At 72.0% G+C, this 21,124-nt stretch carries 3 protein-coding genes; all 3 read right to left on the bottom strand.

The annotated features are described in order from the left end of the window. Window positions 1-52: 52 nt before the first annotated feature. The 3 genes from M8C13_RS03235 to M8C13_RS03245 are packed head-to-tail and all read right to left on the bottom strand — an operon-like array spanning window position 53 to window position 21,110. The gene (locus tag M8C13_RS03235) at window positions 53-256 is read right to left on the bottom strand and encodes an MbtH family NRPS accessory protein (RefSeq protein ID WP_252478927.1); all 204 of its coding nucleotides are present in this window, start codon (window positions 254-256) and stop codon (window positions 53-55) included. Beyond that, entirely contained in the window at window positions 256-1,527 is a 1,272-nt protein-coding gene (locus M8C13_RS03240; protein ID WP_252478928.1) for an MFS transporter, read from the bottom strand. The genes M8C13_RS03235 and M8C13_RS03240 overlap by 1 nt, the downstream gene beginning before the upstream one ends. Then, window positions 1,524-21,110, bottom strand: a complete 19,587-nt coding sequence (locus M8C13_RS03245; RefSeq protein ID WP_252478929.1) for a non-ribosomal peptide synthase/polyketide synthase — start codon at window positions 21,108-21,110, stop codon at window positions 1,524-1,526. The genes M8C13_RS03240 and M8C13_RS03245 overlap by 4 nt, the downstream gene beginning before the upstream one ends. Between the last annotated feature and the right edge of the window lie 14 nt (window positions 21,111-21,124).

Consider the following 21,124-nt stretch of genomic DNA (forward strand, 5'->3'; position numbering starts at 1 on the left):
CCACCGCTCGCGGGCCGGGGACGCCGGCAGTGCGGCGTCCCCCGGTCCCGATTCAGCGAGCCCCGTTGTCCATCCGCTCGCGCAGGCTCTTCGGGCGCATGTCGGTCCACACCTCGTCCACGTGCCGCATGCACTCGTCCTTGGTGCCCTGCTTGCCGACCGCCCGCCACCCGGCCGGCAGCTCGGTGCCCACCGGCCACAGCGAGTACTGCTCCTCGTCGTTGACCAGCACCTGGTACTTGCCGTCCTCAGACATCAACTTGCCCTTTCCTCAGTGGTGGTGGCCCCATGCTCTTCAACAGGCACAGTCGGCCGGGGGAAGTTCCTCAACGTGGGACTCAGCGTGACGAGCAACGCCGTCAGCGCGATGCCGCCGGTGCACACCAGTACCGCGGTGGTGGCGGGCAGCAGTTCCATCAGCACGCCGCCGAGCGCGGGGCCCGCGGTGCCCGCGACGCCGGTGGCCACGCCCATCACCCCGCCGAGCCTGCCGCGCAGCTCGTCGGGGGTGAGCAGCAGCTGGTAGGTGCTGATCGTGGTGTTGGCCGCGGGCAGGGTGAAGGCCATGCCCGCGAACAGCAGGCCCATCAGGTAGCCGCTGTCGATCCAGATGGTCAGCGGGGTCAGCGCGGCGAGCACCCAGAACACGCCGATGATGGACACCGCGGGGCTGATCAGCCGGTGCAGCAAGGGCGCGGCCAGTGCGCCGAGCAGTCCGCCGACACCGAGCAGCGAGGCCATCACGCCGATCTCGCCGGCGGGCACGTTCCTGGTCTGCGCCAGGATGATCACGACCAGGTAGAACGCGGTGAAGAACAGGTTGAGCAGCACCGCGCACAGCGCCATCGTCCGAAGTGGACGTTGCTGCCACACCCAGCGCACCCCGGTCACGATCTCACTGCCGAGCTGCCCGACCGGCGCGGACTTCCGTTCCTGCTGGGGCACCCGCAGGAACAGCAGGCCGAGGAAGGCGATGGTGTGGCTGATCAGGTCGACCAGGAACGGCACCACCCGGCCCACCGCGAACAGGAACCCGCCGGCCGCGGTGCCCAGCAGCTGGGCCAGGTAGCCGCGGGCGGCGTTGATCGACACTGCCGTGCCGAGCTGCTCGGCGGGCACGAGGTTGGGCAGGGTGGCTTCCTCGGCTGGCTCGAACAGCGCGGCGGCCACACCGATCACCGCGGCCACCGCGACCATGTGCGGCACGGTGGCCACGTCCCACCACAGCGCCAGCACCAGGCTGCCCGCGGCGACCGCCTGCGCGGCCTCGCAGAGCACCATCACCGCCTTGCGGTTCCACCGGTCGGCCAGCGCACCGGCAGGCAGGCCGACCACCAGCCGGGCCGCGGACATGGTGACCAGCACCAGGCTGGCGGCCGACGGTGAGCCGGTGAGCGCCAGCACCAGCAGCGGGAAGGCGATGGTGGTGATGTTGACGCCCAGTTCGGCGCTGGCCTGGCTGACCCACAGCAGCTGGTAGTTCCGGTTGCGGGACAGCGGAACCGGCCGGGTGTCGGTGGTGCTCACTGCTTGCCCCCGCAGTCCCTGGCGATGTGCTCCAGCGCGGTCCGGAAGTCAGCCGCGACTCGCTCCACTGTGGACTGATCGTGCCGGTCCGGCCGGTAGTGCCAGGCGAACCGGAGCTGACCGCCGCCTGCCGCGCCGACCACCTCGATCAGGTGCTCGCCCTGGTTGGCGTGGTCCTCCTCCTGGCCGATCGAGCCGTGCGCGGCGTGGTAGAGGCCCTCCTCGGCCTCGCCGCGGACCGCGCTGTCCCACTGGCCCAGGTAGTTGAACACGATCTGCGGTTTCCGGTCGTCGGCGGCCAGCCGCTCCCGCACCTGGGGTGAGCCGAGGTGGCGCAGCGCGCCGAAGCCGAAGCCGTTGTCCGGCACCGCGCGCAACTGCCGCCGCACCGACTTGATCAGCGTCCGCCAGTTGGTCTCGCCGGTCTCCGGGACCTCCAGGCCGACCGGGAACATGGTGGTGAACCAGCCGACCGTCCGGGAGAGGTCCACCCCGTCCAGGATCTCCTCGCGGCCGTGGCCCTCCAGGTCGATGGAGACCCGTTCGCTGCCGGTCCACCGGCTGATCGCCCAGGCCAGCGCGGTGAGCAGCACGTCGTTGATCCGGGTGCGGTACACCGTGGGCGCGGCGAACAGCAGCGCCTCGGTGTCCGGCCGGCTCAGCTCCACCGACACCGTGGCCGGTTCGGCGACCGGCCGGTCCTGGTGGTCCACCGGCAGCGGCGCGCCGTCCAGGGCCTTGGTCCAGTGCGTCAGCTGGTGGTCGAGACCACCGCCTGCGACGTGCTCGGACAGCCGGATCGCCCAGTCCCGGAAGGAGGTCGAGCGCGGGCCGAGGTCGACCTTGGCCCCGCGCACCGCCTGCTGGTAGGCGGTGTCCAGGTCGTCCAGCAGCACCCGCCAGGACACCCCGTCCACCACCGCGTGGTGCACCGCGAGGAACAGGTGCGGGCGGGCCTCACCGCAGTCGAAGAGCACCGCCTTGAGCTGCGGGCCCTCGCCGAGGTTGAAGCTCGCGTGCACCTCGTCGGCCACCCGCTCCATCGCGGCCCGCTGCTCCGACGGGTCCACTGTGGACAGATCGTGGCGGCGCAGGATCTCGCCGGGGGTGAACGGCGGGTTGTACTGGTGCCACTGGCCGTCGACCTGCTCGAACAGCATGCGCAGCGCGTCGTGGTGCTCCACCAGCGCCTGCAGGGCGTTGTCCAGTGCGGCCGGATCGGCGGTGTGGTCCAGTTCAACCAGTGCGGACTGGTTGAAGTGGTGCGGGTTGGCCTGGTAGGCGCCGAAGAACCAGTCCTGGATCGGGGTCAGCGGCACCGCGCCGACGGCGGGCGCCTGACCGGCCTGTCCGGCCTCGATCTCGGTGGCCACCTTGGCCAGCGCGCCGATGGTCTGGTTGCCGAACAGGTCCTTGGTGGTGAAGGCGTAACCCGCCTTGTGCGCCCTGGACACCACCTGGATGGTCAGGATCGAGTCACCGCCCAGCTCGAAGAAGTTGTCCGAGGTGCCCACCCTGGCCAGGCCGAGCACCTCGGCCCAGATCTCGGCCAGCGCCTTCTCCGCGGGAGTCTCCGGCGCGCGGTAGGCCGCGGTCAGCTCCGGTCCGTACTCGGGTGCGGGCAGCGCCTTGCGGTCGACCTTGCCGTTGGGGCTCAACGGCAGCCGGTCCAGCACGGTGATCGAGGAGGGCACCATGTAGTCCGGCAGACTGGCCGAGACGAACTCGCGCAGCTCCAGCGCGGTGACCTGGCCACCGGCCGGGACCACGTAGGCGACCAGGCGTTTGCGCGATCCGTCCACGTGCACCTCGGCCACCGCCTCGGCAAGGTAGGGGTGGCGCAGCAGCACCGACTCCACCTCGCCGAGCTCGATCCGGAAACCGCGGATCTTGACCTGGTCGTCTGCCCGGCCCACGAACTCCAGCTGCCCGTCGGCGGTCCAGCGGACCACGTCGCCGGTGCGGTACATCCGGCTGCCGATCGGGCCGAACGGGTTGGCCAGGAAGCGGTCCGCGGTCAGGCCGGGGCGGTTGAGGTAGCCGCGGGCCAGGCCGTCCCCGGCCACGTACAGCTCACCGGGCACCCCGATCGGCACCTCCCGCAGCCGCTGGTCGAGCACGTACACCCTGGTGTTCCAGATCGGCTTGCCGATCGGCGGAATTCCGCCCGGCACCAGGGGTTCGCTCCAGGTGGCGGCCACGGTGGACTCGGTCGGCCCGTAGGCGTTGATCATGCGGCGGCCGGGTGCCCAGCGGGCCACCAGGTCCGCGGAGCAGGCGTCGCCACCGACGACGAGCGTGCGGAACTCGGGCAGCTCGACCTCGGGCACGGTGGCCAGCGCGGCCGGCGGGATCAGCGCGTGCGTGACCCGCTGCTCGCGCAGCACATCGGCGAGCTGCTGCCCGAGCAGCGGTCCCGGCGGCGGCACCACCAGCGCGGCCCCGGCGGGCAGCGCCAGGCACAGTTCCAGCACCGAGGCGTCGAAGCTGGGCGAGGCGAACTCCAGCACCCGGTCACCCGGCCGGACCTCGAACCGGTCGATCTCGGCCGCGGAGAACCCGGCCAGCCCTCGGTGCGAGACCAGCACGCCCTTGGGTTTGCCGGTGGAGCCGGAGGTGTAGATGACGTAGGCGGCGTTGGACAGCGCGACCGTGTTCGACAGGTTCGCCACCGGGCACTCGTCCACTGTGGACTGGGTGGCGGCCAGGAAGTCCTCGTCGATCACCAGCACCGGATCCGCGTCGGCGAGCATGAACTCGATCCGCTCGGCCGGGTAGGCCGGGTCCACCGGCAGGAAGGCCGCGCCTGTCTTGAGCACGGCCAGCTCGGCCATGATGATCTCGGCCGAGCGGGGCAGCGCGAGCGCCACGATCCGCTCCGGACCGGCCCCGCGCTGGACCAGGAAGCGGGCCAGCCGGTTGGCGCGGGCGTTCAGCTCGGCGAAGCTGACCGTCCCTTCCGGACTGATCACCGCCGGGGCATCCGGGGTGCGCCGGACCTGGGCCTCGATCAGCTCGGCCAGGGTGGCCGGGGCCACCGGATGGTCGGTGTCGTTGAACTCCCGCAGCAGCCGGTCGCGTTCGGCCTCGCTGAGCAGCGGCAGTTCCGCCACCGGCCGGGCCGGGTCCTCGGCGATCCCGGCCAGCAGCACGCCCAGGTGCTCGCCGAAGCGGGCGATGGTGCCGGGGTCGAACAGGTCGGCGTTGTAGGTGATCGCGGTGTGCAGGCCGCCCTCGTGCTCGACGAACTCCACGGTGAGGTCGAAGCTGGCGTTGACCATCGGCAGCGGCACGTTGTCCACCGCGAGGCCGGGCAGGTCGATGCCGGAGTGCGGGGTGTTCTGCAGCACCACCATGGCCTGGAACAGCGGCGTGCGGCTGGTGTCGCGTTCGGGCTGGAGGTGGTCCACCACCCGCTCGAACGGCACCTCCTGGTGCGCGAACGCGCCCAGCACGGTCTCCCTGACCTGGCCGAGGAACTCGGTGAAGGACCGCTGTCCGTCCACTGTGGAGCGCAGCACCAGGGTGTTGACGAAGAACCCGATCAGCCGCTCCAGCTCGGGCCGTTCCCGGCCGGAGACCACGGTGCCCACCGAGATGTCGTCCTGCCCCGACCAGCGGTGCAGCACCAGCTGGGTGGCCGCCAGCAGCGTGGTGAACAGGGTGCCGCCGTGCGTGCGGCCGAGCTCGCGCAGCGCGCTGGTCACCTCGACCGGGATGGCGAACTCGTGTTCGGCGCCGGTGCTGGTGCGCACCGGCGGCCGGGGCCGGTCAGTCGGCAGCTCCAGCGGCACCGCACCGTCCAATGTGGACTGCCAGTAGTCCAGCTGCTTGGTGAGCGCGGTCCCGGCCAGGTTGGCGCGTTCCCACACCGCGAAGTCGGCGTACTGGATCGGCAGCGCGGGCAGGTCGGGCTGCTGGCCGAGCACGGCGGCCCGGTACAGCTCGCCCAGCTCACCGAGCAGCACGCCGGTGGACCAGCCGTCGGTGACGATGTGGTGCAGCATCAGGCTGAGCACGTGCCGGTCGGCGGCCAGCCGGAACAGCTTGGCTCGCAGCAGCGGTCCCTGCCGCAGGTTGAACGGCCGGGCGGCTTCCTGCTGCAACAGCGCGGTCAGCGTATCCGGGTCGGCGGTCAGGTCGACCAGGTCCAGCTCCACCTCGGCGGGCTCGTGCACGACCTGGACGCCGCGGCCGTCCACCGAGGAGAAGGTGGTGCGCAGCGACTCGTGCCTGCTGATGAGTCCGGTGAGCGCGGTGCGCAGCGCGGGCAGGTCGAGCTCGCCGTCCAGGCTGAGCGCGGTCGGCGAGATGTAGGCGGCGCTGTCCGGCTCGAACTCGTCCAGGAACCACAGCCGCTGCTGGGCGAAGGACAGCGGCAGCGCGCCGGTGCGCGGCACCGCCGGGATCCGTTCCCTGACCTCGGTGCCGACCACCGCGGCGAGCTGTTCCACCGTGGGATGGCTGAACACCAGCCGTGGCGAGACGTCGGTGCCGAGCTCCGCGCCCAGCCTGGACACCGCCTTGATGCTCAGGATGGAGTCGCCGCCCAGCTCGAAGAAGTTGTCCCGCGCGCCCACCCGCTCGGCGCCGAGCACCTCGGCCCAGACCCGCGCGATGGCCGCTTCGGTGGCGGTGCGCGGGGCCAGGTACTCGGTGTCCGCACTGGTGTACTCGGGTGCGGGCAGCGCGCGCCGGTCCAGCTTTCCGTTGCGGGTCAACGGCAGCGCGTTCAAGGTGACGAACGCGGCCGGGACCATGTACTCGGGCAGGGTGCGGCCGAGCTGCGCGCGCAGCTCAGCGGCCGGGACCTCTTGCCCGACCAGGTAGGCCACCAGGCGCTGCACGCCGGGCTGGTCCTCGCGGGCGATCACGGCCGCCGCGGTGACGGTCGGCAGCGCGGTGAGCGCGGCCTCGATCTCACCGGGCTCAATCCGGAACCCGCGGATCTTGACCTGTTCATCGGTGCGGCCGAGGAACTCGATGGTGCCGTCGGCCCGCCAGCGCACCAGGTCGCCGGTGGCGTACATCCGGGAGCCGGGCGCGCCGAAGGGGTTGGCCAGGAACCGGTCCGCGGTCAGGCCGGGGCGGTGCAGGTAGCCACGGGCGACCTGCTCCCCCGCCAGGTACAGCTGTCCGGCCACGCCCACCGGCACCGGCTGGAGCGCCGGGTCGAGCACGTAGGCCTGGAGGTTGCGCAGCGGGCGGCCGATCACCGGGCGCTCGCCGGTCACCTTGCAGGACAAGGCGTCCACGGTGCACTCGGTGGGGCCGTAGAAGTTGTAGCTGGCGGTCTCCGCGTGGCTCAGCTCGGTCCACAGCGCCTCGCCAAGGGCCTCGCCGCCGAGCATCAGCACCTTGGGCTTGTGCTCGCCGTCGAGGAGTCCGGCCGGGATGAGCTGCTGCACGTAGGACGGGGTGAGGTCGAGGAAGTCGATCCGCTCGGTCCGCACGTAGTCCACCAGCACCCTGGGGTCCAGCCGGACCTCGTCGGCGATCAGGTGCAGCTCGTGCCCGTCGGCCAGCAGCACCAGGCCTTCCAGCGAGGTGTCGAAGGAGAACACCGCGGTGGTGGCCACCCGCAGCCGCCCGCCCGCCGCGGCCACGAAGTCCGCGCGGTGGTTGAGCAGCAGGTTGACCAGGCTGTGGTGTTCAACGCTGACGCCCTTGGGCCTGCCGGTGGAGCCGGAGGTGTAGATGACGTAGGCCGCGTTGTCCGTCCGAAGTGGACTGTCCAGGTCGTGGCCGTCCTGGATCGCGGTGGCCGCGGCGAACTCGGCCGAGTGGTACAGCTGCTCGGTCAGGATCACCGCGGGCCGGGCGTCGGCCAGCAGGGTGTCGATCCGCTCCGGTGGCAGCTGCGGGTCGACGGGCAGGTAGACGGCCCCGGCCTTCCACACGGCCAGGACCGCCACCACCAGGTCAGCGGTGCGGGGCAGAGCGACCGCGACGATGCGCTCCGGCCCCGCACCTTGGACGACGAGCTGACGGGCCAACCGGTTGGCCCGCGTGTTCAGCTCGTCGAAGGTGATCCGGGTGTCCCCGAAAACCAGCGCCAGGTCCTGTGGTGTGCGCCGGACCTGCGCCTCGAACATGGCAGGGAAGGTGGCCGCGGGCAGCTCGCCCGCGGTGTCGTTCCATTCCGCCAGCACCAGCTGACGGTCCTGTGTGGACAGCCAGGGCAGCTCGGCGAGGGTGCGCTCCGGTTGCGCGGCCAGCTCGGTGAGCAGCAGCGCGGTCTGCTCCAGCAGGCGGCGCACGGTGGTCTGGTCGAACAGCCGGGGGTCGTAGGAGAGTTCCAGCCGCAGCCGCTCGTCCAGGAAGGCGGCCAGGGCCAGCGGCAGGGTGGTGGTGTCCACCATGTCGACCTGACCGACCTTGGGCGCGCCGTCCAGCGAGTCGTCGCCGAGGGGGTAGTTCTCGAAGACCACGATGCTGTCGAACAGGTTGCCCTGGATCTCGCTCCAGCCCTGCACCTGGTTCAGCGAGACGAAGTCGAACCGCCTGGCCTCGGACTGCTCGGCCTGGAGCTCGCGCAGCCAGGGCAGCAGCGGCCGCTCCGGTTCGACCCGGACCCTGGTGGGCACGGTGTTGATGAACATGCCGACCATGGACTCGACCCCGGGCAGCTCGGCCGGGCGGCCGGAGACGATGCTGCCGAAGACGATGTCGCGCTGCCCGCTGTGCCGGGACAGCAGCAGCGCCCACACGCCCTGCACCAGGGTGTTGACGGTGAGCCCGTTGCGCTTGGCCACCTCGTGCAGCCGCGCGGACTCCTCAGCGCTGAGGTGGTGGGCCAGCTCGCCGGTGGACTCGGCGCGGTGCGCCTCCAGCGGTTGCCGGTCGAAGGGCAGTGCGGTCGCACTGTCCACTCCGGACAGGTTCTGCCGCCAGAACTCCTCGGCCGCGGCCAGGTCCTGCCCGGCCAGCCACTGGAGGTACTCGCGGAACGGGCGGCGCGGCGGCAGTTCGGGTTCGCGGCCGCCGGTGATGGCGGCGTACTGCTCGGAGACCTCGGCGAAGACCGCGGAGGTGCTCCAGCCGTCCAGCAGCACGTGGTGCGAGGTCCAGACGAGCAGCACCTCGTCCTGGCCGAGCCGGGCGATCATCAGGCGCAGCAGCGGCGCCTTGGTGACGTCGACCCCGGCGGCCAGATCCTCAGCGAGCAGTCGATCCAGCTCTGTCTGGGTGTCCTCTTCGGACAGTCCGCGCCAGTCGAAATATTCCACCGGAAGCTCGATCCGGCGGTGCACGACCTGAACGGGCTGGTCAAGGCCCTGCCATTCCAGGTGGCTGCGCAGCACCGGGGTCCGGTCGACCACTCGCTGCCAGGCCTGGCCGAGGGCACGCGGGTCAGTCACCCCGGTCAGCCGCAGCCTGGCCTGGTCGACGTACGCGCCGCCCTCGGTGTCCACCAGGCTGTGGAAGAGCATGCCGGCCTGCAAGGGCGTGAGCGGGTAGATGTCCTCGATCTCGCGCCCGTTCCGGGCCAGCCGGTCCACTGTGGACTGGTCGAGTCCGGCCAGCGGGAAGTCGGACGGGGTGCGGCCACCGGCTCCGGGGGCGGCGCAGTGCGCGACGATCTCCTGGAGGGCGGCGGTCATCCGCTCGGCGACCGCGCGGATGGTCTGCTCCTGGTGGATGTTCGCCGAGTACTGCCAGGACAGGTGCAGCTCGCCGCCGGTGACCGCGCCGACCACGTCGACCAGGTAGGCGCGGGCGGACTCCGGCGCGCTGTCGCTGCCGAGGCTCTCGCCCTGGCCGCGGACCAGGCCGTCGCCTGTCCCGGCGACCTCGAACTGGCCGTGGTAGTTGAAGCTGATCAGCGGGTCCGGGCCGGCGGAAAGGGGGCTGTCCGCGCGGAGCCGGCGCAGGGCCTCGTAGCTGAGGCCGCGGTGCGGCACGGCACGCAGGCGTTCCTTGACCGTCTTGAGCACGCTCCCCCAGTCGCCGTCCGCGCCGAGCGCGACCGGGAACTGGGTGGTGAACCAGCCGACCGTGCGGGAGAGGTCGACCCCGTCCAGGATCTCCTCCCGGCCGTGGCCCTCCAGCGCGACCAGCACCCGGTCCCGGCCGGTCCAGCCGGTGAGCGCCGCGCCGAGCGCGCTGAGCAGCACGTCGTTGACCTGGGTGCGGTAGACCTCGGGAACCTGGTGCAGCAGCGCGTCCGTGGTGACCCGGTCGAGCTGGACGGACACGGTGCGGGTGGACTCGGTGGTGTTGGCCCCGTCCCGGTCCACCGGCAGCGCGGTGTCCACTGTGGACAGTGCGGTCCAGTGTGCGAGGTCGGCGTCGAAGCCGCCGCCCGCGGTGTGTTCGGCGAGCAGGTGGGTCCACTCGCGGAAGCCGGTGCCCACCGGGTCGAGCCGGATCGGCTGCCCGGCGACGGCCTGCCGGTAGGCGGTGTCCAGGTCGCCGAGCAGCACCCGCCAGGACACGCCGTCCATGACCAGGTGGTGCACCACCAGGAACAGCCGGTCCGCGCCGAAGAGCAGCGCCCGGAACAGCGGTCCGCGCTCCAGGTCAAGGCTGGCCTGGGCTTCGGCCGCGGCGTCAGCCAGCGCGGCTGGGTCGTGCATGGAGAAGAACTTGCCGGGCTCGCCGACGTCCTGCCGCCACTCGCCGTTGTGCTCGCTGAACCGGATGCGCAGGGCGTCGTGGTGCCCGACGACCGCGGTGAGCGCGGCGCGCAGGGCGGCCGGGTCGGTGTCCGGGGCCAGTTCCAGGTGCATGGACATGGTGAAGTGGTGCCGGTGCGCGGGTTCGGTGGTGAAGAACCAGCGCTGGATCGGGCCCAGCGCGCTGGGTCCGGTCAGCTCGACCCTGGTGCGCGCGGTGTCCTCGGTGCGCACCACTGGGGCCAGTTCGGCGATGGTCTGGTGCAGGAAGATGTCCTTGGAGGTCAGCCGCAGCCCGGCCTGCCGGGCCCTGGAGACCACCTGGATGCTCAGGATGGAGTCGCCGCCGAGGCCGAAGAAGTTGTCCGTGACCCCGACCTCGGTCACCCCGAGCACCTCGGCCCACACCGCGGCGAGCTGCCGTTCCACCGGGGTGCGCGGCGCAATCCGGCCGGTGGCCTCGATGTCGGGGGCGGGCAGGGCACGGCGGTCGACCTTGCCGTTGGCGGTGACCGGGAAGCGCTCCAGCGCGACGAACGCGGCGGGCACCATGTAGTCGGGCAGCTGCTCAGCCAGGAACGGACGCAGGTCCTCCGCGCTGCCCACGGTGTAGGCGACCAGACGCTTGCGGCCCTGGTCGGTGCGGACCTCTACCAGCGCCTCGCTGATCTGCTCGTGCCGCAGCAGCGCGGCCTCGATCTCGCCCAGCTCGATCCGGAAACCGCGCAGCTTGACCTGGTTGTCGACGCGGCCGAGGAACTGGAGCACACCGTCGGGCAGCCAGCGGACCTGGTCGCCGGTGGCGTACATCCGGGAACCGGGTTCGCCGAACGGGTTGGCCAGGAACACCTCCGCGGTCTGGCCGGGCCGGTTCAGGTAGCCGCGGGCCAGGCCCGCGCCCGCCAGGTGCAGCTGGCCGGGCACGCCGACCGGGACCAGCTGGAGCTGGGCGTCCAGCACGTAGGCGCGCATGCCGTCCAGCGGCCCGCCGATCGGGATCACCGGCGGCACCGAGTCCACAGTGGACATCCGGTGGGCGGTGGCGAAGGTGGTGGTCTCGGTGGGGCCGTAGCCGTCGACCACGGTCAGCCCCGGGCAGGCGGCCAGCACCCGGCGCACCGCCTCGGCCGGCACCACGTCGCCGCCGGTCCACACCTCGCGCACGCCGGTGAAGCAGCCGGGATCCTCCTGGGCGGCCAGCCGGAACAGCCCGGCGGTGAGCCAGAGGCCGGTGACCTGGTAGTCACGGATGGCGGCGGCGTCCACGTCGCCGGGCGCGGCCACCACCACGGTGCCGCCGTTGAGCAGCGGCACCCACAGCTCGTAGGTGGAGGCGTCGAAGGCGGTAGGCGAGTGCAGCAGCACCCGCTCGTGGCCGTCCCGGAACCGGCGGTCGGCGGCCAGTGCGACCACATCCCGGTGCCGGATCGCCACGCCCTTGGGCACCCCGGTGGAGCCGGAGGTGTGCATGGCGTAGGCGAGGTTGTCCGGGTGCACGATCGGCGCGGCGCGCAGCGGGGTCTCGCCGGGCTGGTCGGCGCGCAGGATCTGTCCACTGTGGACGGCGTGGCCGGTCTTCTCCCAGCCGCCGTCGGTGATCAGCACCGGCGCGCCGGTGGCGGTCAGGATCGCGCGCAGCCGGTCCTGCGGGGCGCGGGTGTCCAGCGGCACGTACGCGCCGCCTGCCTTGAGGACGGCCAGCACCGCGACCACCAGGTCGGCGGAGCGGTCCATCAGCAACGCGACCGGGGTCTCCACGCCGACCCCGGCGGTGCGCAGGCGCTGGGCCAGGCGGTTGGCGCGGGTGTCGAGCGCGGCGTAGCTGAGCCGGTCCGCGCCCGCGATGACCGCGGTGGCCTGCGGGTTGGCCCAGACCTGGGCGGCGAACCGGTCCGGGATGGTGTCGGTCGCGGCCTCCTGGCCGGTGTTGTTCCACTCGGTGAGGATGCGGCGGCGTTCGGCCGGGCCGAGCAGCGGCAGGTCGGCCAGCCGCGCCTCGGTGTCCTGGCCGAGCGCGGTGAGCAGGCGGCCGAGGTGTTCGGCCAGCCGGTCGGCGGTGGCCGGGTCGAACAGGTCGGTGTTGTAGTTGACCGCCAGGTGCAGACCCTCCGGCGTCGGCACGAACTGGAAGAGCAGGTCGAAGCTGGCCGCCACCACCGGCATCGGCAGCTCAGCCACCGCCAGCTCGCCAAGCCGCGGCTGCTGGTCGGGGGTGTTCTGCAGCACGATCATGGCCTGGAACAGCGGGGTCCGGCTGGTGTCACGTTCCGGCTGGAGCTCGTCCACCACCCGCTCGAACGGCAGGTCCTGGTGGGCGAAGGCGGCCAGCACGGTGTCCCTGACCTGGCCGAGGAAACCGGCCACCGACGCACGTCCGTCCACAGTGGAGCGCAGCACCACGGTGTTGACGAAGAAGCCGACCAGCCGGTCCAGCTCGGCCTGCTCGCGGCCGGAGGTGACCGTGCCCAGCGCGATGTCGGACTGGCCGGACCAGCGGTGCAGCAGCAGCTGGGTGGCCGCGACCAGGGTGGTGAACAGGGTGCCGCCGTGCTGCCGGCCGAGCCCGGTGAGCGTGCCGGTCACCTCGGCGGGCAGCAGGCGTTCGGCGTAGGCGCCGTTGCGGGTCTGCACCGGCGGGCGCGGGCGGTCGGTGGGCAGGTTGAGCGGTTCGACGCCGTCCAGGCGGGTGCGCCAGAAGTCGAGCTGGGACTGGAGCAGGTCACCGGTGAGCTGCTCGCGTTGCCAGGCCGCGAAGTCGGCGTACTGCACGGGCAGCGGCGGCAGTTCGGCGCCGGTGTAGGCGGCGTCCAGCTCGGCGGTGAGCACGCCGGTGGACCAGCCGTCGGTGGCGATGTGGTGCACCAGGATGAGCAGCACGTGCTCGTCCTGGCCCAGCCGGTAGAGCCGGGCGCGCAGCACCGGTCCGGCGGCCAGGTCGAACGGGGTGCCCGCCTCGGCGAGCAGGGCGGCGTCCAGGTCGGCCGGGTCGAGGTCGAGGACGGGCAGGTCGACCTGGTGCGGGGGCTGGATCAGCTGGCGGCCCTGGCCGTCGACGGTGGTGTAGGTGGTGCGCAGCGGTTCGTGCCGCTCGACCAGCCGGGTCAGCGCGGCGCGCAGGCGGTCGGTGTCCAGCTCGCCGGTCAGGCGCAGCACGATCGGGGACAGGTACTCCAGGCCGCCGGGCTCGAACTGGTCCAGGAACCACAGCCGCTGCTGGGCGAAGGACAGCGGCAGCGCGCCGTCCCTGGGCTGCACCGGAATACCGGTGTCCACAGTGGACCCATCGGTGGGCAGCACCCGCACCAGGTCGGCGACGGTGGGGCTGGTGAAGACCGCGCGGGGTGCGACCTCCGGACCGAACAGGGCGCGCAGCCGGGAGATCACCCGGATGCTGAGGATGGAGTCGCCGCCCAGCTCGAAGAAGTTGTCCGTGACCCCGACCTTCGGCAGGCCAAGGACTTCCGCCCAGATCTCGGCGACCTGGCGTTCGGTCTCGGTGCGCGGGGCCACGTGCTCGGCGGCGGTGTACTCGGGGGCGGGCAACGCGCGCCGGTCCAGCTTTCCGTTGCGGGTCAACGGCAGCGCGTCCAGGGTGACGAACGCGGCCGGGACCATGTAGTCGGGCAGCCGGGCGCCGACGAAGGCGCGCAGCTCGGTCACCGACGGGATCCGGGCCCGCTCGGCCGGGACCAGGTAGGCGACCAGGCGGTTCTCCCTGGCCACCACCGCGACCTCGGCCGCCCAGTCGGCACTGGCCAGCACGGACTCGATCTCGCCGGGCTCGATCCGGAAGCCGCGGATCTTGACCTGGTCGTCGGTGCGGCCCAGGTAGTCCAGCAGGCCGTCCGCGGTCCAGCGGACCCGGTCGCCGGTGGCGTACATCCGGGAACCGGGCACGCCGAACGGGTTGGCCACGAACCGGTCCGCGGTCAGGCCGGGGCGGTTGAGGTAGCCGCGGGCCACCTGCTCCCCCGCCACGTACAGCTCACCCGGCACGCCCACCGGCACCGGGTTCAGGTCGCTGTCCAGCACGTAGGCCTGGAGGTTGCGGCCGGGGCGGCCGATCACCGGACTGGCGGCGTCGTCGAGGCGGCAGTAGACCGCGTCGACCGCGCATTCGGTGGGGCCGTAGTAGTTGTAGCTGGTGGTCTCCGGCGCGGTGGCCAGCTCCCGCCACAGCGCGGCGCCGGTGGCCTCGCCGCCGAGCATCAGCACCTTGGGGCGGTGCCGGGGATCGGTGAGCAGCCCGGCAGGCAGCAGCTGCTGCACGTAGGACGGGGTGAGGTCGAGGAAGTCGATCCGGTTGGCCGCCACGTAGTCCACCAGGGCGCGCGGGTCCAGCCGGGTGTCCTCGTCGATGAGGTGCAGCTCGTGGCCGCAGGCCATGCCGAGCAGGCCCTCCCACGAGGTGTCGAAGGAGAACACCGCGGTCAGCGCGATCCGGGTGGGCCGGCCGCCGGTCTCCGGGTGGAACAGCTGGGTGGCGTGGTCGTGCAGCAGGTTCGCCAGCTGCCGGTGCTCGATCAGCACGCCCTTGGGGCGGCCGGTGGAGCCGGAGGTGTAGATCACGTAGGCCGGGGTGGCGGGGTCGATCCGCACCGCGGGTTCGGTCTCCGGTTGACCGGTGAGGTCGGTGGCGGCGAGCAGGTCGTCGGTGAGCACCAGCACCGGGTTGGCGTCGCTGAGCAGGAACTCGATCCGGTCGACCGGTTGGTCGGGGTCCACCGGCAGGTAGGCAGCGCCGGTCTTGAGCACCGCGAGCAGCGCGACCACGAACTCGGCGGTGCGCGACATCCGCAGCGCCACCAGGCGTTCCGGTCCCGCGCCGAGGTCGATCAGGTGGTGGGCCAGGCGGTTGGCCCGCGCGTTCAGCTCGGCGAAGGTGTACCTGGTGTCGCCGAAGACCAGCGCGGTGCGGCCGGGGAACTCCTCGGCCCTGGCCTGGAAGGACTCCGGGTACAGCTGACCGTTGGTGACCAGCGCGGTGTCGTTCCACCTGGTCAGCGTGGTGGCACGCTCCTGCTCGGTGAGCCAGGGCACCTGGCCGACCGGCCGGTCGGGGGCGGCGCCGAACTCGGTGAGCAGCAGGGCCAGCCGGTCCGCGATGTCCCTGGCGGTGGCCGGGTCGAACAGCTGGGGGTCGTAGGAGAGCTCGAACTTGAGGCGGTCCAGCAGGTAGGCGCTCAGCGTGAGCGGGAAGCTGGTGGTGTCCACCGCCTTGACCGAGCGGATGCGCAGCCCGGTCTCGTCCACGGCCTTGTCGTCGAAGGGGTAGTTCTCGAAGACCACGATGCTGTCGAACAGCGTGCTGCCGCCGGGCAGGTCGCTGTAGGAGCGCAGCTGGGCCAGCGAGACGAAGTCGAACCGGCGTGACTCGGTCTGCCCGGTCTGCAACTCGCGCAGCCAGCCCAGCAGGCTCTGTCCACTGTGGACCTCGACCCTGGTGGGCACGGTGTTGATGAACAGGCCCACCATCGACTCGACCCCGGGCAGCTCGGCTGGCCTGCCGGAGACGGTGGTGCCGAAGACGACGTCGCGCTGGCCGCTGTACCGGGACAGCAGCAGTGCCCAGGCGCCCTGGACCAGGGTGTTGACGGTGAGCCCGTTGGCCTTGGCCAGCGCGCTGAGCGTGGCGGACTGCTCGGCGGAGAGTTCGAGCTCGAGAAGTTCGGCGGACTCGGCGGCGTGGTTCGGGCCGGGCTGGCGATCCACCGGCAGCGGGGTCGGGCTGGTGAACCCGGCCAGCACGGACCGCCAGTGCGCCTCGGCGGCGGCCGGGTCCTGCTGGTCCAGCCACTGGAGGTAGTCGCGGAAGGGCCTGCGGGCAGGCAGTTCCGGCGCGGTGCCGGCGATCTGGCCCGCGTACTGGGCGCAGACCTCGGCGAAGACCTGGCCGAGACTCCAGCCGTCCAGCAGGATGTGGTGGAAGCTCCACACCAGCACCACCTCGTCCGCGCCGGTGCGCGCCAGGGTGAGGCGCAGCAGCGGCGGGGCGGTGAGGTCGATGTCCGCGGCCCGGTCAGCGGCCACGATCCGGTCCAGCTCCCGCGCACAGTCCACTTCGGACAGTCCGCGCAGGTCGTGCTGAGCGATGGGCAGCGGCACCCGGCGGTGCACCACCTGGAGCGGCTGCGGCACGCCCTCCCAGACCAGCGCGCTGCGCAGGATCGGGGTGCGGTCCACCACCAGCTGCCAGGCGCGGGCCAGCGCGTCCACGTCGGCGACCCCGGCCAGGTCCATCCTGGCCTGGTCGAAGTACGCGCCGCGGTCGGCGTCGACCAGGCTGTGGAAGAGCATGCCGGCCTGCAACGGCGTCAGCGGATAGACATCCTCGACCTCGCGGCCACCCCCGACCAGCTTGTCCACAGTGGACTGATCGAGCCCGGCCAGAGGGAAGTCCGAGGGGGTGCGGCCGCCCGCGCCGGGGGTGGCGCAGTGTTCGGTGATCTCGCGGAGCGCGTCCATCATCATCTCGGCGAGGTCGCGGATGGTGCGCTCCTCGTGCACGTTGGCCGAGTAGAGCCAGGTGAGCTCCAGCTCGCCGCCGTCGACCAGTCCGGCGATGTCGATCAGGTGGGTGCGGGTCTCCTCGGCGGCCTGGTCCCGGCCGAGCGGGGTTGCCCTGCCCTGCACCAGGTGCTGCGGGTTCGTGGTGCCGGAGTCCCACTGGCCGTGGTAGTTGAAGCTGATCCGCGGCGTGGGACCGTCGGCAAGCGGGCTGTCCGGGGTGAGGTAGCGCAGCGCGCCGTAGGACAGGCCGCGGTGCGGCACCGCGCGGAGCTGTTCCTTGACCGACTTGAGCACCACGCCCCAGTCGTGCTCGGCGGGCAGGGTCAGCGCGAGCGGGAACTGGGAGGTGAACCAGCCGACCGAGCGGGACAGGTCGATGCCGTCCAGGATCTCCTCGCGGCCGTGGCCCTCCATGGCCAGCAGCGCGCCGGAGCGCCCGCTCCACTCGGCCAGCACATGGCCGAGTGCGCTGAGCAGCACGTCGTTGACCTGGGTGCGGTAGACCTCCGGCACGTCCTGGAGCAGGGCGCGGGTGGTGGCCTCGTCCAGGCGGACCGAGACGGACTTGGTGCTGGCCACGGTGTTCGCGCCGGGCCGGTCGATCGGCAGGTCCGCCTCGACCGCGCCGAGCTGTCCGGTCCAGTAGGCGAGGTCGGCGTCCAGGCCACCGGCGGTGACGTGCTCGATGAGCTTGTGCGACCAGTGGGTGAACGGGGTGCTCACCGGGTCCAGGGTGATCGGCTGACCGGCCTTGGCCTGGCGGTAGGCGGTCTCCAGGTCGCCGAGCAGGATGCGCCAGGACACGCCGTCGACCACCAGGTGGTGCACGGCGAGGAAGAGCTGCGGGGCGCGGTCCTGGCCGAGGGTGAACAGCACCGCGCCGATCATCGGGCCGCTGCCGGGGTGCAGGTCGGTCTGCACGGCCAGCGCCTCGGCGTCCATCGCGGCCTGCTGGTCGTCCACTGTGGACACATCGACCACGCGGAACACGGGCTGCGGTTCGGTCTCCACGGTGTCCTGCTGCCACTGGCCGTCCACCAGCGCGAAGCGCAGGCGCAGCGAGTCGTGGTGGCGCACCAGGACTTCGACGGCCCGACCCAGTGCGGCGGCGTCGGTGTCCTTGGCCAGTTCCAGGGTCATGGACATGCTGAAGTGCGGCTGCGCGCCGTGTTCGGCGAAGAACCAGCGCTGGATCGGGGTGAGCGGGGCCGGTCCCTCGATGATCTCCACCGGGGTCTCTTCGGCGGCGGCCAGGTTCGGCACCGCGCTGACCAGCTCGGCGATGCTCTGGTGCAGGAACACGTCCTTGGAGCTCAGGCGGAGTCCGGCGCGGCGGGCGCGGGAGACCACCTGGATGCTCAGGATCGAGTCCCCGCCAAGGGAGAAGAAGTTGTCCCGCAGGCCGACCCGCTCGACGCCGAGCACCTCGGCCCACACCTCGGCCAGCACGCGTTCGGTCTCGGTGACCGGGGCCACGTACTCCCGGCCGACGGCCTCGACCTCGGGGGCGGGCAGGGCGCGGCGGTCGATCTTGCCGTTGGCGGTCAGCGGCAGCGCGGGCAGCTCGACGAAGGCCGAGGGCACCATGTACTCGGGCAGTCCGGCCCGCAGGTGCTCGCGCAGGTCCGGGATGTCGGTGCCGACCAGGTAGGCGACCAGGCGCTTCTGGCCGTTGTCGGTGCGCACGACCACCACGGCCTCGGTGACGGACTCGTGTGCGGTGAGCGCGGCCTCGATCTCGCCCAGCTCGATCCGGAAGCCGCGCAGCTTGACCTGGTCGTCGGCACGGCCGAGGAACTCCAGGTCCCCGTTGCCGTTCCAGCGCACGGTGTCACCGGTGCGGTACATCCGGGTGCCGGGCGCGCCGAACGGGTCGGCCAGGAAGCTGCTCGCGGTCAGGCCGGCGCGGTCCAGGTAACCGCGGGCCAGGCCCTCGCCCGCCAGGTACAGCTCACCGGGAATGCCGACCGGCTGCGGGTTGAGGTGCGCGTCGAGCACGTAGACCCGCATGTTGTCCAGCGGGCGGCCGATCGGCACCGTGTCCGGCACCGAGTCCACTGTGCACATCTGGTGCTGGGTCGCGTACGTGGTGGTCTCGGTGGGGCCGTAGACGTCGCTGAGCCGCAGGCCCGCGCAGGCGGCGAGCACCCGGCGGATCGCGGCGGCGGGCACGATGTCGCCGCCGGTCCAGACCTCGCGGGCACCGGCGAAGCAACCGGGATCTTCCTGCGCGGCCAGGCGGAACAGGCCGGAGGTGAGGAAGATGCCGGTGACGCCGTGCTCGCCGATCACGCGGCGGATCAGGTCGGCGTCCACGTCGCCGGGCGGCGCGATCACGGTCTGGCCGCCGGAGAGCAGCGGCACCCACAGCTCGTAGGTGGAGGCGTCGAAGGCGCTCGGCGAGTGCAGCAGCACCCGCTCGTGCCCGGCGCCGAAGCGGTGTTCGTGCGCCAGGGCCACGATGTCCCGGTGGCAGACCGCGACGCCCTTGGGGCGGCCGGTGGAGCCGGAGGTGAACATGACGTAGGCCAGGTTCGCCGGGTCGACCGGCACGGCGGGCGCGGCGGCGCTGTGCGCGGTGTGGTCGCCGTCCACCAGCTCGATGTGTCCATTGTGGACATCGGTGGCGGTGGCGTACCAGTTCTGGTCGGTGAGCAGCACATCGGCGTGCGCCTCGGTGAGCACCATGCGCAGCCGGTCCGCGGGTGCGCGCTGGTCCAGTGGCACGTAGGCGGCGCCTGCGGCGAGTACGGCCAGTTCGGCCACCGCGAGCTCGACCGAGCGTTCGACCAGCACGCCGACCCGCTGCTCCGGCCGCACACCGAGCGCGATCAGCCGGTGTGCCAGGCGGTTCGCCCGTTCGGCCAGTTCGCCGCGGGTGACGGCGCCGTGGTCGGTGACCAGCGCGACGGCGGCCGGGTCGCGCCGGACCTGCTCGGCGAACAGCGCGGGCACGGTGCCGGTGGGCAGCTCGGTGGCGGTGTCGTTCCACTCGACGAGCAGCTGCCGGCGTTCGTCCCCGGACAGCAGGGACAGCTCGCGCAGCGGCCGGTCGGGGTGCGCGACGACCTCGGTGACCAGTCGGACCAGGTGGCCGGTCATCCGCTCGATGGTGCCCGCGTCGAACAGGTCGGTGTTGTACTCGAACACCCCGGCCAGGCCGTCCGGGCCTTCCTCGAACTCGGCGGTGATGTCGAAGTTGGCGGTGCTGCGGGTCAACGAGATCGGCTCGGCCTCGAGACCGGCGAAGCGCGGGGTCTCGCCCTGGGCGTTCTGCAGCAGCACCATCACGTCGAAGAGTGGGTTGCGGCTCAGGTCCCGCTCGCTGTGTTGATGCTCGACCCCGCAAGCGGATCTTCGGCTGACCGCGTCGACCAGCCGGTCGAACGGGGCTTCGTCGTGGGCGAAGGCGTCCAGCACGGTGTCCTTGACCGCGACGAGCAGCTCGCGGAAGCTCCACTGTTCGTCCACAGTGGACCGCAGCACCACCGTGTTGACGAAGAAGCCGACCAGCTTGGCCAGTTCCGGGCGGTTGCGGCCCGCGGTGACGGTGCCGATCGCGATGTCCCGCTGCCCGGAGTAGCGGGCGAACAGCAGCTGGGTGGCGGCCACGATCGCGGTGTACAGCGTGGTCTCATCGGCGCGGGCCAGCGCGGCGAACCTGGCGCTGACCTCGGCCGGGAAGGCGAACTCGTGCCGTGCACCCGCCGTGGTGCGCACCGCGGGCCGAGGGCGGTCAGTGGGCAGGGCAAGGGGTTCGATGCCGCTGAGCTTGTGCGTCCAGTGCGCGAGCTCCTTGTCCAGCGCCTCCCCGGTGAGCCGGTTTCGCTGCCAGACCGCGAAGTCGGCGTACTGGATCGGCAGTTCGGGCAGCTCAGCCTCACCGGCGTACCTGGCGGCCAGCTCGCCGCCGAGCACGCCCATGGACCAGCCGTCGATGACGATGTGGTGCGCGGCCAGCAACAGCACGTGCTCCTGCTCGCCCAGCTCGAACAGGGTGGCCCGGAACAGCGGTCCGCGGCGCAGGTCGAACGGCCGCGCGTACTCGGCGGCCAGCAGTTCGGGCAGCCGGTCCTCGTCGGTCGTGGCGGTGGCCAGGGTGACGTCCTGGTGCGGGTGGGTGATCTGCACACCGCGGCCGTCCACCTCGTCGAAGGTGGTGCGCAGCGACTCGTGCCGGGCGACCAGCGCGGACACCGCGTCGGCCAGCTTGGTCACCTCGAGCGGTCCGCGCAGGCGCAGGGCGAGCGCGCTGTTGTACTCCGCGCCGCCGGGCTGGAACTCGTGCAGGAACCACAGCCGCTGCTGGGCGAAGGACAGCGGTAACGGCTCACCGGTGCGCTCGGCTGGCGGGATGGTGTCGGCGCGCTCGGCCTTGCCTGCCAGGCGTTTGCGCATCAGCTCCTGCAGGTGCGCGGGCAGGGCGGCGGTGCGGCTCTGTTTCGACGACGGCATTGTTGGTGGTCCCC

The sequence above is a fragment of the Crossiella sp. SN42 genome, from assembly GCF_023897065.1.
GTDB lineage: Bacteria > Actinomycetota > Actinomycetes > Mycobacteriales > Pseudonocardiaceae > Crossiella.

What these genes read in the sequence shown, in the direction of transcription:
- M8C13_RS03235 (WP_252478927.1), bottom strand. Translation starts at nt 256, where the DNA reads ATGTCTGAGGACGGCAAGTACCAGGTGCTGGTCAACGACGAGGAGCAG.
- M8C13_RS03245 (WP_252478929.1), bottom strand. Translation starts at nt 21,110, where the DNA reads ATGCCGTCGTCGAAACAGAGCCGCACCGCCGCCCTGCCCGCGCACCTG.